The organism is Micrococcaceae bacterium Sec5.1 (genome assembly GCA_039636795.1).
In the GTDB taxonomy this organism is placed as follows: Bacteria; Actinomycetota; Actinomycetes; order Actinomycetales; family Micrococcaceae; genus Arthrobacter.
This window is the reverse complement of the sequence record CP143430.1, coordinates 4,663,648-4,678,857: the sequence shown is the minus strand read 5'-3', so window position 1 is coordinate 4,678,857 and position 15,210 is coordinate 4,663,648. Positions and strand designations below refer to the sequence as shown.

Here is a 15,210-nt window from a genome sequence, read left to right as displayed (position 1 = left end):
AGGTTTCAGAGGCATCGATAGTTTATGCCTATCAATTCCCTTGTCAGCCGGAGATTCAGGCAACCAGCCGCAAGGGTCGCTGCCCCAGTTGAACGATGATTTCCTGCCCCCACGAGGCGGTCAGCCGATCATCCTCCATGCCATCGCCGAACACCACCAGCTGGTCCGAGGCCACTGTGATCCGAAGGACCTCGCCGGCTTCGAGCAGACCTTCAGTCAAGGAGGCTCCGGTGACGGGGGAGGGCCATGCCTCGCGAACGAACCAGGCCAGCCGGGGGTCTGTGGGTGCGGGCAGTGCCCGTCCGCCCCGTTCCAAGGCGATCGAGGCGCACCATCCGGTAGCGCCGGTGCCTGTGGAAACGATAAGGCCCGACGACGAGTGCCGCTCGGTTTGCCCGCCCGCATTCGTGAAGCTCGGCGCAGTGATTGAGTACTTCGCTGATTGGTGCGAAGCGTGCCCGATGAAAACTTCATTCAGCGCAGAAAGCTGCTGGCCGTCGTCGAGCGTTGCTGTCACGGTGGTGAGGTTCTGGCAGTGAAGCCGTGCAATATCTCCCGAACCCAGCAACGTAGCTGCGGCCGACGGTGTGTGCCGGACAAGGATGCCGGGATTGGCGCCGGGCTCGGGATCGATTCCGATGACCGGTTGCCCTTTCAGGTACTTTGCTACGTTCGCCACCAGACCGTCCTGCCCCACCACAGCAATGATGTCCTCGCTTGTGAGCAGGAATCGGCTCAGGTCAGCGCGTTCCACTTCGGCCTGCCGCCATTCGGCAGGGACTGCCGCCCGGACCGTCGCGAGGGCGGCGGTGAGGCGATCGTGCCGGTCCTGAACATCCTGGATGGTCCGGCCGCGGGTGCGAAGGAAGAATTCGGCTTGGCCGCGGGTGGCGTGCCGGTCCAGGAGCTCCTGGAGTTCGGTCCGTCGGTGGACGAAAACGACGCGTGGGGTTGCCATGACCTGTCCCTACTTGGCTTCCGGCGTGACGATCGCGGTCGGTTCCTTGAACAGGCCGGCAAGCGCTCCACTCAGCAGGTCCGGAGTGATGGTCAGGTTCCCGATGTTTGGAAGGGATCCAGCTGCGTCCTTGAGTGCCAGGGCCAGCAGGGTAGCCTGCTCCATTCCGCGGTAAACCTCCATGGTGGCAGCTTCGCGGGCTGCGGCTGCTTCACCTACCAGTCGGATCTGGTTGGCTTCGGCGGCCGCCCCGATTCCCTTTCGTTCCGCGGAGCCTTGGGCCTCGATGAGTCCCGCGGCCGCTTTCTCTTCGGCACTCCGCCGCGCATTGGCACCTTCCTGTGCCACCAGGTTTTCACGTCGTACAGCGAGTTCGATCTGGCTCGCCATCTCGTTCTCGGAAATCGTACGTTCACGCTCGACGGCGACTGCCCGCCTCTCGTACACAGCCCGGTCCGCTTCGGCCTGGAGCTGTTCGCGCACCGGGGTCTGAAGGGCGCGTTCGACGTCCGACTCGGGGCGCACTGCGAGGACCTGGACACCGAGAATTTCGATGCCCGTGGACTGAAGCCTGACGTCGGCACGCAACGCATCGGTGAGGACCAGCCGTAGTTGGCTGACTCCCCGTTCGAGTGCTTCGGCGAGTGTGGTGGCGGCAATCTGGTCGATCGCGTGGCTCTGGCACAGCTGCCCGATGATGGTTGATACCTGCTCCCGGCCCGTTGCCGGTGCGGATGCGCCGGTTTGAAGGCCGAAGTCGAGGCGCGTGGAAACGGCGACGGGATCGATGAAGCGGTAGGTCACATTGGCTTGCACGCTCACGTCTTGGTGGTCGCGGGTGATGGCGTGGAACAGTGTGGGCAGTTCCTGATCGTCAACCGGAACTTCGCTCAGTACAGAGTTCGCGGGCCGGAACCAGAATGCCTGTCCTACTCCCTGGTGCTGCACTGTGCCCTTCTGCAGGTGCACAACGTAACCAGTGGGGCTCCCAAGGAAGTGGTGGATCCAGGGGTAGCGCTTGATGGTGGCCATGATGCTCTCCTTTTCGTTTCTTTATCGTCAACATGACGATAATCAAACATTACGGACGATCAGCGATTATTGTCAAGGTGACGATAAGTCTCTACGATTGCTTCATGCCTGAATCCCATGCAGCGACCGCGCGCTTTCCGGTAACTGTCGACGTCGTCGCCCTAACCGTTCGCGACGGCGGGCTGAACGTCCTACTCATTACCCGCCTGATCGAGCCGTTTCAGGGCAAGCTCGCCCTGCCGGGCGGTTTCGTCCTCGCCGGCGAAGAACTGCTCGAGGCGGCGAGCCGGGAGCTCGCGGAGGAGACCGGCGTCGAACATCTCCCCGGACACCTTGAGCAATTGGGGAGCTACGGCCCGAAGGGGCGCGACCCACGGGGCGACGTCCTCACCGTTGCCCACCTGCTGCTGGCGCCGGACTTTCCCGTTCTCGCGGCGGGCGGCGATGCGGAGCAGGCTGGCTGGTACCCGGTGAAACAGGTTCTGGACGGCAGCGTCCAGCTGGCGTTCGACCATGCGAGAATCCTCGACGACGCCTTGGAACGCGCCAAGTCCAAGCTTGAATACTCACCCTTGGCCGCAGCCTTCTGCGGCGAGGAATTCACTATCGCCCAGCTCCGCGTGGTGTACGAAGCCGTCTGGGGAACCCGCCTGGACCCGCGCAACTTCCATCGAAAAGCGACAGGAACCCCCGGCTTCCTCGAGGATACTGGGCGCATGACAACGGGCGACGCCGGACGTCCGGCTGCGCTGTTCCGGCTGGCCCCGGAAGCACGCCCGACGCCGGGCCAGCCCACGCGGGCGGTCCTGAACCCGCCCCTGATGCGCCCGCGCGACTAACCGCCGGCCCGAGATTCAAAAGTAACTGGCAGTAGTGGTTGTTCCCAGCGTTCAGAACAACCACTACGGCCCGAGATTCAAAAGTAACTGGCAGTAGTGGTTGTTCCCAGCGTTCAGAACAACCACTACTGCCAGCCAGTTGGGTTCAAACACGGACAGGCTCCTTCGCGGCGATCACCCGGTTCAGCTGGGCGAACACGTCGTCGGGCGTTCCGTTGGCGTCAACCCCTAGGAAGTCGGCGAACTCCGGGAGCGAGCGGTACGCAGCCCGGAAAGCTTCCAGATCCTCTAGCTCTTCGTGGTCCGTGCCCCGCGCCATGACCCGTCCATGAGCACGGCGTGGGTCAACGTCCAAGTGGACTATGAGGTCCGGATCGGGGAGCTTTCCCACCAGCCAGGGGAGCAGCCGGCCCTGGCCCAAACCAGCAGCGCGGCGCAGTGCGAGTTGGCAGTACAGATGCCTGTCCATGACCACCAGGCCGCTGAAGTTCCGGGCTCGTGCATGTGAAACAAGGACGTTGCCCACGCGGACGCACGTCTCTACAAAATCGGCACCGCGTGTCGGCAACTTCCACCCGAATCGCTCCGAAATGAGAGACATCCGTCGGCGTGCAGCATGGTTGCTGAGGAGCAGCGCGTTCCGCCCCTCAGCGTGAGCCGAATCCACCAAGGCGCGGGCCGCGGTCGTCTTTCCTGAACCGTCTATTCCTGTCAGAACAATGAGCATGGGGCCTCCCGTCGTCTCTATTCCAACGGAGGAAAGGCCGGCCTTGTCCCTGATCGAGGCATAGATCACGTCCCGGGCAAGCCCTGCTCACCCAAGAGGCCGCCACGTAAACCGGGGTTGCTCACGGTTCAGGAACGCGCTGATGCCGATCTCCATGTCAGGACTGTCAGGCATCGCGGACCAGGCGGCAGCCCACTCCTGATCAATGTCAGGCTGTCCGGAGTCCGAAGCATCCGCAGCTTCCAGGTCCACCAGCCGCTTCATGGAATGCACCGAGAAACGCGAGCGGCTCCGCAGGGAACCAAGAAGCGCCTCGCACTGTTGCTCAAAGGACGCGGAAGGAACGACGTCGGCCACCAAACCCAGCGCTTGGGCTTGCGTTGCGCTAAATGTTTGCCCGGTAAGGAGGATGTATTTGGCGTTGGCGTGCCCCACCAGGCGGACCAGCCGTTCAATGCCCGGGCGTGGGTAGATGATGCCGATCTTGGCCGGGGTCAGTCCGAAGACGGCGCGCTCGTTGGCGATAATGAAGTCGCAGGCAGAGGCGATCTGCCACCCTCCGCCCATGCAGGCGCCGTCAACCAAAGCCACTGTGGGCTTTGAAAGGGATGCAATGGCGTGATCGGCCAGGCTGAGGTGGTCAACCACCGAACCGTCCGCCTGTGGATCCAACAGCACGGACGAGAGTTCGCTGATGGAAGCCCCTGCGCAGAAAGTGTCGCCCGCACCGCGTAGAGCCACCACGGCAATATCGGGATCGGCGTCGAGGCTGGGCATCAGCTCCTGGATTTCCAGGCACATGGCCTTGGTCAGGGCATTGCGCTGCGCAGGGTTGCAGATTTCCACGGTCGCTATGCCATCAGCCACCGAAACCGCCATACGGCCCACAGGGTCCGCAACGCCCACAACGCCCTCATGCGAAACAGGGGAAACACGGGAAACACGCGAAGCCTCGGAAACTCTGGTCATCGCAGGACTCCAATCTGTGCCGAAACCGACGCCGGCCCGCACAGAACGCGACCCTCGCGCTCAAGCCGGCTGACGTCGTCGTGGGTCATTCCCAGTTCCATGAGTACTTCGGTGGTGTGTTCGCCGAGCAGCGGCGGGGGCGACACGATCTCGCTGGCCTCGCCGTCCAAGCTAAGTGGCCCGCGCAGGAGTGGAAGCTCAGAGCCATCCAGCCGCTGGGTGTGCTGGACAAGACCCAGAGCGGCAACCTGCTCGGAAGCCAGAGCCTGTACGTAGTCGTAGATGGGGCCGCACGGGATCCCTGCCTGGCTGATTAAGGGCACCCATTCGGCCGCCGGTTTGGCCACCAAAGCAGCTTCGATGAGTTCGGTAAGCAGCTGCCTGTTGGCTGAGCGGTCCGCCCCAGTGATGAAGCGGGGATCCTCTACGGCCAAGGGAATGCCCAGCAGGTCACAGAATGCCTTCCACTGCTTGTCGCTACCCACTGCGATGTTGATGGGTTCCGTGGCGGTGGCGAACTTGCCGTAGGGGGCGATGACCGGGTGGTTGTTGCCTTGTGGCGTGGGCGCTTCACTGAGGCTGAGCGCCTTCTGTCCCTGAAAAGCAGACAGGTTCAACGCGGTTTCCAAAAGTGAAGTGGACACCCTGCTGGCGTTCGCACCATTGCGGGCCCCGAGTAGCGCTGCGAGGATCCCAAACGCGCACACCATTCCCGAGGTGATATCCACGATCGGTATCCCAACCCGGTATGTTTCGCCGGCACCGGACCCCGTGACCGACATCAGTCCGGACATTCCCTGGATGACCTGATCCAGTCCGGCGTCGTCCTTAAGTGGTCCAGTGTTGCCGAATCCGGTGACGGATCCGACGACGAGCCCGGGATTGAGTTCTTCCAATCGTGAAGAGGCGAACCCCATTTTCTCAAGGGTGCCGGGTTTGAAGTTCTCCACCAGGACGTCGGCATCCGCTATCAGCGTGGAGAGGATGTCGCGTCCCTCGGCTGAGTAGAAATCGACACATACAGAGGATTTGTTCCGGTTCACAGAATCGAAGTAGAGGCTGTGGCCATCCTGGAACGGCGGCCATTGGCGGGCGGTATCGCCCCCGTTGATGCTTTCTACCTTGATGATCCGGGCACCCATATCGGCCAGGAGTGCGGTGCAGTAGGGTCCCGCGAGGGCTCGGCTGAGATCGACCACGGTGATTCCGCGGAGTGGTTTGAGCATGGTGGGCACCTTTCGTGCATAGGAGACTTGAGTGCATAGAAGAGTGTGAAAAGGAAGCTAGAGGCTCGACGGAACCACCAGCGCACCGACCAGCAGCAGGGGCCCGACCACCACCATGGACAGCCCCCAACGGGTGAGGAGCCTGGTGATGCGGGGCCGCTCATCTGCATCGACCGTGGCCACGAAGGTGGCGCCGACGGTCGAGAACGGCGAGACGTCAACGATCGAGGAACACACACCCAGCGCAGCGATGACAGCCCACCCGGCGATGTCTCCGGAAGCCACGAGTGGCAGTGCCAGGGGAACCAATGCAGCCAGCATTCCGGTGGTGGAAGCGAAGGCGGAGATGAGTCCGCCGATCCCGCAGATCACCAGCGCGGCCAGCAGGGGAGTCCCGACGGCGCCCGCTGCTTCGCCGAGCATCGCGACTGCTCCCATGGTCTGAAGGACTCCGACGAACGTGATGATCCCGCCCACCAGCAACACTGTGGACCAGTCGATCTTCGATACAGCCGATTTCCCCGACTGCGGATCGCAAAGGGTGAGGACTGAGGCGAACGCGAAGCAGAGAACGCCGATGTCCGGATTTGAGCCCAAGACCGACATGAGGACGACGGTGACAACCAGCCCGGCCATGCACAGCACCGTGATGATTTGGTTGCGGTTGAGCTTTGAGGTCGACGTCGGTACCTCCGACGCCGCTGCCTGAGGCGCGGCTGCCGGGTCAAGGACCTGGACGGCTGCTTGCTTGCCCCGAGCAATGTTGCCTTCGCGCTCAAAGGGATGCGACGGCGTCGGGCGGTTTGCGCTGAAGGATGGCAGCTGGGTACCGAAACCGTCAGGGGTACGCGTGTTGAGCAGCTTGAAGCCGCCAAACATGACATAAGCGGCGGCCAGCAGCAGGAGATTGGTTCCCAGGGCGACGCTGAAGAGGACCAGGGGATCAAGGTCGATTCCCGCTGCCCGGGCTGTGCCGTACGTGACAATGCCGTACAAGCTGGTGGGGGCGAAGCCACCTGCGCTCAGTCCGGACCCAATGGCGATGCCCATCAGCATGCGGTCGATGCCATAGCGCTTGGCAAGTGGCATGCCGATGGGGGCCATGACCAAGCCTGCCAAAGGGGAACCCATGGCTGAGATGCCGATAGTGAGCGCGAAGAATGCGATGGGGAGAAAGAAGGCGCGGTCACCTACTTTGGTGATGGCCATCTCGATGATGCGGTCGATGGTTCCGTTGGCCTGGGCGATCGAGAAGAAATACGTGACGCCTACCAGCAGGACGAGGATCCCGATGGGAAAGCCCGCCACCACTTTGTCGATGGTCATGCCTGCCATCCAAACGCCAACGCCGGCAGCCGCTGCAAACATGAGCACGCCAATGTGCACTTTGCGCAGGGTGGCCAGGACGAAGACGCCCACAAAGATGGCGAGGGCAGTTATTTGTTGTTCCAAGACCCGTTCTCCAATCAAACATCGTCGGTTCACTGGATGAACCAATGGTTCATTATGGGAAATCGCCTGTACCGTAGGGCATAAGAAAGTGAGCGGTCAAGGGGGAGTGCGAATGAGTACCCAGAGTGTGGTCACGGCGATACGCGTCCTTGAGGCGGTTTCGGACAACCAGCCGGCAGGACTATCCGAGCTGAGTCGGGAGGTGGACGTCCCTAAAGCCACGGTCCTTCGCATGCTGAGGACCCTGGCGGAATTGGGATGGGTGGCGCAGTCTGAAGCCCAGGCGGGAAAGTGGGTCCTGACCAACCATGCTTTTGCTGTGGCAAGCCGTGGCAGCAGCGGCTCGATCATCCGGGACGCCGCCATGGGCCCCTTGAACGCATTGCAGTTGGACACCACGGAAACTGTCCACCTCGCAGTGCCCGACCGCGGATACATGCTCATCATCGAACGCCTCGACACGCCCCACGTCCTCCGGGCTTTCCTTCCGCTGGGATCCCGACTGCCGATGCATGCGTCCTCCACCGGGATTGCCTACTTGTCAGCTGCTGACGACGCAATTGTGGATGAATATCTGGCCACACCCCTTGAAGCCCTAACACCGCAAACCGTCGTTGACCCGGCCCAACTCCGGGCCATGATCGGGGAAACCCGCGCCCGCGGATACTCCATCAATGAACAGGGCCTCAGTACGGGAATCACCTCAATCGGGGTTCCTTTGCTGGGACCAGGCGGCGTGGCCGCAGGATCAATCTCCATCTCCGGGCCTTCAAGCAGGATCGTGCCTGCCAAGTATCAGGAGTACGGCGAGGCCGCTGCGGGTACTGCGCGGGAGATCAGCCAAGCACTCGGAGCCTTTTCGGCGAAGAGGTACTAAGTTTCCTGTCGAAATACTTCGCCGGGACAGAACGCGCGCCTATCATGATGCTGTGCACGTGCTTCGGAGGGCAGTGGTTCTGTTTGAACTGTCGTCATTTGGGGTAAGTACGGAATAAGGAGATCATTTCTCCGTTCGGTGCCCGTTGCTTTGGGGTGGAGCTCCAATTGGAGTCCCAGCGGACGCCTTCCTAACTGGACAAATTTGTTTGAAGGGATGCGTAGCTTAGATGAACACACTATTGGTGATTGCCGGCGTCATTGCGATCGTGCTGCTGCTTGTTGGCGGTTTTAACCAGGCCTTGAGTTTCCTGCTGTGGGTAGGAATTATCTTGCTGGTCTTGGCCCTTATTGGCTGGGTTCTTGGCCGGGGCCGGTCGCGCGTATGACAACTGATCCAACCGAAGTTGCCGGCTTCAGCCAGGTACACGATGGGATCACGACACCAGGTCATCCGATCCCCCGTGATCTTGGGGCACCCGCCTCCAACGATCAGGTACCTGTTGGCGACGCATCCGGGGAGGGTTCGGAAGATGCCGCCGATGCTGGAGGGAATGAATCAGCGAATCCACCCGGGCCGGCAGAAGAAAAGGATGAGCGAACCGCAGATGATCGCGGTTTGACTACCGAAACCAATCCTTCGGATTGACACGGGTTTTGCGGTCGCGGGCAGGGTAGGAATCCCCGCCCCGACCGCGCCCTTGGCCACCCAGAAAGTAGTAATACCTGGGTTTCCCGTTTTATCGATTGGGGAAGAAATGCGAATCGGTTCAATTATTGGGCTGTTCGTAGTTGTGTGGCTCGTCATTGGAGCAATAGCGGCCGGTCAACGCGGCTATTACAACGCCCCACCCGCGCAGTGTTCGCAGTTTGCGACCATCGCCCTGAATATTGTGGCCGGGCCCCTTAATTACACGGGGATGGATCCACAAGCCGGCTGCCAGATTCCGCAGCCATCGTGAGTTCGAATGGCAGGCGCCTCGCGTCGATTCTCCTGGCTCTGGCGGTACTCGCCGGGGTGCTGACCGCATGCTCACAGCGGCCTTCCCCCGACGCGCTTAAGGGACCAGCGAAGGACGTGTTTTCCGCCGTCCAAGCCGCCACCCTGGCTGTGGACCTCAGGATCAAGGACAGCACGACGGCGGCTGCCGGGTCTACTGCGGCAGATGACATGCTGGGCGAGGTCCAGTCGGCTGCCGATGAAGTTGAAGGTTTCACGGCCCCCACTGAGGAGGAAAAGTCGCTTCGGGATGACATGCTGGCCTCCTTCGCCACGATTTCGCGAGCGTTGCTCCATGCCCGTGATGCGTTGACTGCCCCGAGCGGCGGCCCTGAACAGGGGCAATCGGGATCAGGCGCGCACGGCTTGCCAGAAGTCCTGGGTGAGTTGCGCAGTGCCACCGATCAGCTCAAAGCCCTCATGACCAAGGCCGGCATCCAGTGAAGCGGCTCCTCGGTGTTGCCCTGGGCATCCTGACGGCGATCGGGGGCTTTGTTGACATCGGGGATTTGGTGACCAATGCCGTAGTAGGTTCACGCTTTGGGCTTTCCCTGGCGTGGGTGGTGGTGGTCGGCGTCGTCGGAATCTGCCTCTTTGCCAACATGTCAGGACGGGTGGCAGCCGTCTCAGGCAGGGCAACCTTCGAGGTCATTCGTGAGCGCATGGGGCCGCGTGCAGGGCTGGCCAACCTTGCCGCTTCCTTCCTGATCAACCTGATGACGGTCACCGCCGAGATCGGCGGCATCGCCCTGGCCCTGCAGTTGGCCAGCGGCGTGGCTTACCTGCTTTGGGTCCCCGTTGCGTTGCTGGCCGTATGGCTGGTGATTTGGCGCGTGAAGTTCAAGATCATGGAAAACGTCACAGGGCTCCTGGGACTCTCCTTGGTCGTCTTTGCTGTGGCGCTTTTCCTGCTCAAGCCCGATTGGGGTGTCCTGGCCAGCCAGGCGTTCGCACCGTCGGTCCCACGGGAGGAGGGCTCAGGGGTCTATTGGTACTTCGCCATCGCACTGTTCGGGGCTGCCATGACACCCTATGAGGTCTTCTTCTTCTCCTCGGGCGCTGTGGAGGAAAGGTGGAAGGTCAAGGATCTGCTCCAGGCCCGGATGAATGTCCTGCTTGGTTTCCCACTGGGCGGGTTCCTTTCCGTGGCAATCGCCGCTTGCGCCGCCGTCGTCCTCCTGCCTGCGGGGATCAGCGTCACTACGCTTTCGCAAGTGGCGTTGCCCGTCGCTCAGGGGGGAGGCCAGTTAGCGCTGGCTGTGCTGATTTTGGGCGTTGTGGCCGCTACATTCGGGGCGGCTCTGGAAACGACGCTTTCAAGCGGCTACACGTTGGCGCAGTTCTTTGGTTGGTCGTGGGGAAAGTTCCGACGCCCGGCTCAGGCAGCCAGGTTCCATATCTCCATGATCGTGGTCCTTCTGGCAGGTGCCGCAGTCCTCGCCACTGGTGTAGATCCCATCCTGGTGACGGAGTATTCGGTGGTGTTCTCCGCGATCGCCCTTCCGCTCACCTATCTACCGATCCTGATTGTCGCGAACGATCCCCAATATATGGGCGAGCACGTTAACAACAGGGCAGTGAATATTGCCGGAATGGTGTATTTGGTGATCATCCTGGCTGCATCCTTGGCGGCCATTCCGCTCATGATTGTTACAGGAGCAGGCGCATGAGTGCCGCCAAGCGCAAGAGGATCCAGCCGAGGGAAATCAGGCCTGCGCCGCGCCCGGCCGGGTTGGTCCTTGACGCCCAGCTCCACCTGCTGGACCGGCAGGTGTTGGACTTCGACGGCGTACCTGTCACCACCGTGGACGACCTCGAGTTGAGCGGTCCCGCGGCGGACGAGCCCATCCCGGAAGGCGCAGAACCGCCCACTATTACTGCACTGCTAACAGGCGCAATACTGGGCACGCGGATCTTCGGCGGCAGGCCGCCGTCGAACAGGTTGATCCGTATTCCATGGGATGCGGTTTCCGGTGTGGACACTGTTATTACAGTTGGAGTGCGTTCTGACTCGCTCGAAGCATCATGGGTGGAGCGGTGGCTTCGGGACCGTGTCATCGGCCGGATTCCGGGAGGTAGACATGATCCTGAATGACGTCTTGGGAACGAGGGTGGTGGACAGCAACGGTGAGCTGCTGGGGCAAATCTCGGACGCCCGCTTCGCACTGGACGCGACGCCAACCCAGCTACTGAGCCGAGCCCGTTTGGTGGGCATCATCATCAGTCCGCGCACCGCGACATCATTCCTTGGATTTGAGCGGCAAGGGATGACGCAGCCCTGGCCGGTGGCGCAGTTCATGCGTTGGTGGCACAGGGGATCGTTCCTGGTGTTGTGGGAGGACATAGCGATGATGGGTTCACAGGAGGTGGTGTTGCGTCCGGACTTCGTGGCTTACGAATCCGGGCTGCCACGATAGCGCCTCAAGCACCAAATTGCTAAGTTTGCTGACTAATTTCTTCAAAGCATGGACACGTCGCCAACCGTCCTTATAGGTTCGAAGTGTTCCATTAACACGTTCCACCGCATGGAAAGGACAGGTCACATGGACAAGCAGAACGCCACGCCTGAAGAGGAAGCGGGGGGCTACGGCACCCCTACAGCAGAGCAGGAAGCGGGGGGATCGCAAGCGCAGCCTCGCGTGGAAGAGGATCTCAGCGAAGCCGGCTTGAGCGAGGACAGCCCTGATGGCGAAACATACGTAACCGGCGCCCCAAATCTCAGCCACCTGGATCCTGAGGACTCGGACAGCGCCGGTGAACCGGGGGCAGGCCGCTTTGGCGGCATCGACGAACAGTCCCAGGCCGAGCAGAATCTGGACCAGCCTGCTGACTCACTGGCCGATGGCAGTGGCAATGATCTGCCACGGGACCAGTCACCCAAGGACGACGACGAAGAGGATTTCGACGCAGGTTAGGCCGTAACCCCGGCGCGCCCCATAAGACAGGCGCGCCAACGGTTAAGCAGCCAGCCGGCTGGCGCGCCGCCGGCATTATCCAACTCAAAACAGTCCATACCTGAAGAGAACATTGAAGGAGCGACAACCCATGGCTACCGTCAATAAAACAATCGAAGTAGATGTACCTGTGTCCGTTGCCTACAACCAGTGGACGCAGTTCGAGACTTTTCCCCAGTTCATGAACGGGGTTGAATCCGTGGAGCAGATCGATGACACCGCGCTCCACTTTGCAACGAACGTGGGTGGCGTGAAGCGCGAATACGACGCCCAGATCATCGAGCAGGTGCCTGATTCCCTGGTGAGCTGGGCGAGCGTGGACGGCCCGCGTAATGCGGGAACGGTCACTTTCGAACCGCTCGACGCCGGGCATACCCGCGTCAACGTGGAGATCGACTGGGAGCCGGACACCCTCGCCGAAAAGGCCGGCTCGGCAGTGGGAGTGGACAGTTTGCGCGTGGGCGCAGATCTGGACAAGTTTAAGAAGTTCATCGAGGCCCAAGGGCACGAAACCGGAGCCTGGCGCGGCACAGTAACCGGTGGCGATGTGGACGAAGGGGGAGGAGCATTGGTTTAACGGCTTCCGGTTAAGCCTCTTACCCTGGAGGTCGGCCAGCGAACGGGCCGGCCTCCATGGGTGCCACGAAGAATAAGCTCCAGCAAGGAGAAGTGATGGCCACGTCCAGCAACGTAGAGGAAGAACGGAAGTTCGACGTCGATCCGTCCACGCCGCTTCCCACACTTGGAGATATCGACGGCGTGGCCCGGGTGGGAGAGCCAGCCACCCATAGCCTGGAAGCGGTCTACTTCGACACCAACGATCTCGCGCTTGCGGCCCGCGGAATCACGCTGCGACGGCGGACAGGTGGTCCCGACGCCGGCTGGCACCTCAAGCTTCCCCACAGCCCAGGACGTCGCACCGAAATCCACGCGCCTTTGGGCCAGACAGACACCGTGCCGGTGGAATTGATGGATCGGGTCCTTGCTTATACGCGCGGACACGCGGTCATTGCAGTTGCCACCCTCAATACCGAGCGCACCAGCTACCCCCTCTACCAGGACGACGGCGGACGGGTGGCGGAGTTCGTGGATGACCGGGTGCGGGCACATGTTTCACTGGGTGATCCCACTGAACAACATCCCGCTGAACAACAGTGGCGCGAATGGGAAGTGGAACTCAACGGTAGTGGGCACGCGAACAACGGCGATGACATCCTGGACGCCGTCGCAGCCCAGCTCATTGAGGTCGGTGCGAGCCCCAGCGAACGCACGTCCAAGCTGGCAACAGCTCTGGGAGACTCCTGGCCCCGAGCAAAGGGGACCGGCCGTGAGGTCCCCAGCCGAAAGGGTCCGGCCGTTGTGCCTGTGCTGAACTACCTCGACGCCCAGGTGGCCAAGTTGCTCCTGCAGGACGCGCATGTGCGAATGAACCGTGACGATTCCGTCCATGAGATGCGGTCTTTGACCCGACGGATCCGCTCGGTGCTCCACAGTTACCGAAAGCTTTTCAAGGGTTCCCCGGTTCAGGAACTTGAGCTCGAGCTGAAATCGTTGGCCAAGACGCTTGGACGCTACCGGGACGTGGAGGTCCTCCATGAGCGGCTCCGAAAGGATGCGGAGGAGCTGCCAATGAAGCTGGTTTTGGGCCCGCTTCACGCCGAGCTGGATGAGCGCATGAAAGTTCGGGCGGATACAGCGATGGGAGCCATCAGGACCCGGCTCAACAGCCCCCGCTATTTCAGGCTTCTGGATGGGCTCGAAGCCTTCCTGGACTCTCCTGCCATTGCGCCGAAAGGAACCGGGCCTGCACGCAAGACCACAGCGAAACTCGTCAACAAAACGGCCAAACGCCTCGCCAAGCGCCACGACGCAGCGGTGGGTGCCGCCGTCGGGCCTTCACGTGACACGGCGTTTCACAATGTGCGCAAGACGGCCAAGAAGCTGCGCTTCGCTGCGGCCACCGCTGAAAGTGTCCACGGGAAGCGGGCCGCAAAGCTCGCGGACGCTGCCCATGATGTCCAGACCATTTTGGGTGAACATCAGGACAGCGCCATGGCCCGTGCCGAGCTTTTGAAGCTGGGGTCCGTGTCCGGTGCCGGTAACAGCGCCTTCACTTACGGCCTGCTCCATGCCGCAGAACGAGCGAAGGCCGACGCCGCGCAGCAGCAGTATCTACGCAGCGGCAAGAAAGCCCGGAAGCTCCGCCTCAAAAAGTAGAGGTGCTACTTCTTGAGGAAGGTCAGAAGGGCTTCGTTGACCTCGGCGCCGTGCGTCCACAACAGACCGTGGGGTGCGCCCTCGATCTCCTGATACTCGGCGCTGGGCAGTGCATTCTTGAAGCGGCGCGCCGTGACGTCGATGGGGAGGATGTTGTCCGCGGTGCCGTGAACGATCAAAGCGGGAACATCGATCTTGGGGATGTCTGCACGGAAGTCCGTCAGCCAGGTGGGCTGCGCGGCTGCGGAAGCAAAGGCACCCGATTGGCTGGCAAGGTTCCAGCTGGCGTCCAGGGATTCCTGGCTGAGGCGCTCTGTCCCCAGGAAGGTTTCGGTGTTGTAGAAGTTCTTGAAGAACTCGGTAAAGAAGGCGTAGCGGTCGGCCTTGGCAGCCTCATACAACCCACTGAAGACGTCCTGCGGAACGCCGTCCGGGTTGTCGTCGGTCTTCAGCATGAAGGGCTCCAGGGAACCGAGGAAGACGGCCTTCGCCACCCGGGACGAACCGTAGGTGCTGATGTAGCGTGCAACCTCTCCCGTTCCCATGGAGAAGCCAACCAGCACGGCATCGTTCAGGTCCAGGGATTCCAGAAGGGTCTTCAGGTCTGCGGCGAAGGTGTCGTAGTCATAGCCCACCGTGGGTTTGCTGGACTTGCCGAAGCCTCGGCGGTCGTAGGTAATGACGCGGTAGCCGGCGTCCAGGAGGGCAGCAGTTTGCTTCTCCCAGGATGAACCGTCCAGCGGATACCCGTGGATAAGGACCACTGGCTGGCCCGTCCCGTGGTCCTCATAATAAAGCTCAATCTCGGTGCTGTTTTCGTTTCCGACGGTGATGTAAGCCAAAACTGAAGTCCCTTCTTAGCGGTTCTGGGTGGAACAGGTCCAGCCTACTGTCCAGACATACAGAGACACGCCCACAGCGGTGAGGGTGGTGTTCCCACCACCACCATCCACGGACACT

17 protein-coding genes are annotated in these 15,210 nt (G+C 61.6%); 10 read left to right on the top strand and 7 right to left on the bottom strand.

What is annotated here, in order from left to right; translation table 11 throughout:
- Window positions 1–55: 55 nt before the first annotated feature.
- On the bottom strand, window positions 56–958 hold the full coding sequence (locus VUN82_21335) for a hypothetical protein (GenBank protein ID XAS71595.1): 903 nt from the start codon (window positions 956–958) through the stop codon (window positions 56–58).
- Window positions 959–967: 9 nt separating this feature from the next.
- Window positions 968–1,990, bottom strand: a complete 1,023-nt coding sequence (locus tag VUN82_21330; GenBank protein XAS71594.1) for an SPFH domain-containing protein — start codon at window positions 1,988–1,990, stop codon at window positions 968–970.
- Window positions 1,991–2,094: 104 nt separating this feature from the next.
- On the opposite strand from VUN82_21330, the gene VUN82_21325 reads away from it, so the two are divergent.
- Window positions 2,095–2,829, top strand: coding sequence for an NUDIX domain-containing protein (locus tag VUN82_21325; protein ID XAS71593.1), 735 nt, complete (start codon window positions 2,095–2,097; stop codon window positions 2,827–2,829).
- Between the two features lie 145 nt (window positions 2,830–2,974).
- On the opposite strand, the gene VUN82_21320 is transcribed toward VUN82_21325, so the two are convergent.
- From VUN82_21320 to VUN82_21305, 4 genes are all read right to left on the bottom strand, one after another.
- Window positions 2,975–3,556, bottom strand: coding sequence for a thymidylate kinase (locus VUN82_21320; GenBank protein XAS71592.1), 582 nt, complete (start codon window positions 3,554–3,556; stop codon window positions 2,975–2,977).
- Between the two features lie 87 nt (window positions 3,557–3,643).
- Complete coding sequence (locus VUN82_21315; protein XAS71591.1) at window positions 3,644–4,525, bottom strand: enoyl-CoA hydratase/isomerase family protein; 882 nt, start codon at window positions 4,523–4,525, stop codon at window positions 3,644–3,646.
- Entirely contained in the window at window positions 4,522–5,751 is a 1,230-nt protein-coding gene (locus VUN82_21310; GenBank protein XAS71590.1) for a CaiB/BaiF CoA-transferase family protein, read from the bottom strand. The genes VUN82_21315 and VUN82_21310 overlap by 4 nt, the downstream gene beginning before the upstream one ends.
- A 57-nt stretch (window positions 5,752–5,808) precedes the next feature.
- Window positions 5,809–7,203: an SLC13 family permease gene (locus tag VUN82_21305; GenBank protein XAS71589.1), complete on the bottom strand. Its 1,395-nt coding sequence runs from the start codon at window positions 7,201–7,203 to the stop codon at window positions 5,809–5,811.
- 112 nt (window positions 7,204–7,315) lie between these two features.
- On the opposite strand from VUN82_21305, the gene VUN82_21300 reads away from it, so the two are divergent.
- The 9 genes from VUN82_21300 to VUN82_21260 all read left to right on the top strand — a co-directional run bounded on the left by VUN82_21300 (window position 7,316) and on the right by VUN82_21260 (window position 14,250).
- On the top strand, window positions 7,316–8,080 hold the full coding sequence (locus VUN82_21300) for an IclR family transcriptional regulator (protein XAS71588.1): 765 nt from the start codon (window positions 7,316–7,318) through the stop codon (window positions 8,078–8,080).
- 229 nt (window positions 8,081–8,309) lie between these two features.
- Complete coding sequence (locus VUN82_21295; GenBank protein XAS71587.1) at window positions 8,310–8,468, top strand: hypothetical protein; 159 nt, start codon at window positions 8,310–8,312, stop codon at window positions 8,466–8,468.
- 569 nt (window positions 8,469–9,037) lie between these two features.
- A complete protein-coding gene (locus VUN82_21290; protein XAS71586.1) occupies window positions 9,038–9,523 on the top strand; it encodes a hypothetical protein in 486 nt (161 codons plus the stop codon).
- On the top strand, window positions 9,520–10,749 hold the full coding sequence (locus VUN82_21285; GenBank protein ID XAS71585.1) for an Nramp family divalent metal transporter: 1,230 nt from the start codon (window positions 9,520–9,522) through the stop codon (window positions 10,747–10,749). Before VUN82_21290 ends, VUN82_21285 begins: the two co-directional genes overlap by 4 nt.
- The gene (locus VUN82_21280) at window positions 10,746–11,174 is read left to right on the top strand and encodes a hypothetical protein (GenBank protein ID XAS71584.1); all 429 of its coding nucleotides are present in this window, start codon (window positions 10,746–10,748) and stop codon (window positions 11,172–11,174) included. Before VUN82_21285 ends, VUN82_21280 begins: the two co-directional genes overlap by 4 nt.
- Window positions 11,161–11,496: a PRC-barrel domain containing protein gene (locus VUN82_21275; protein XAS71583.1), complete on the top strand. Its 336-nt coding sequence runs from the start codon at window positions 11,161–11,163 to the stop codon at window positions 11,494–11,496. The genes VUN82_21280 and VUN82_21275 overlap by 14 nt, the downstream gene beginning before the upstream one ends.
- Before the next feature lie 126 nt (window positions 11,497–11,622).
- The gene (locus VUN82_21270) at window positions 11,623–11,994 is read left to right on the top strand and encodes a hypothetical protein (protein XAS71582.1); all 372 of its coding nucleotides are present in this window, start codon (window positions 11,623–11,625) and stop codon (window positions 11,992–11,994) included.
- A 130-nt stretch (window positions 11,995–12,124) separates the two neighbouring features.
- Window positions 12,125–12,610: an SRPBCC family protein gene (locus VUN82_21265; protein ID XAS71581.1), complete on the top strand. Its 486-nt coding sequence runs from the start codon at window positions 12,125–12,127 to the stop codon at window positions 12,608–12,610.
- 95 nt (window positions 12,611–12,705) lie between these two features.
- A complete protein-coding gene (locus VUN82_21260) occupies window positions 12,706–14,250 on the top strand; it encodes a CYTH and CHAD domain-containing protein (GenBank protein ID XAS71580.1) in 1,545 nt (514 codons plus the stop codon).
- Between the two features lie 5 nt (window positions 14,251–14,255).
- Here the strand turns inward: VUN82_21260 and VUN82_21255 are convergent, their stop codons facing one another.
- On the bottom strand, window positions 14,256–15,092 hold the full coding sequence (locus tag VUN82_21255) for an alpha/beta hydrolase (GenBank protein ID XAS71579.1): 837 nt from the start codon (window positions 15,090–15,092) through the stop codon (window positions 14,256–14,258).
- Window positions 15,093–15,210: the final 118 nt, after the last annotated feature.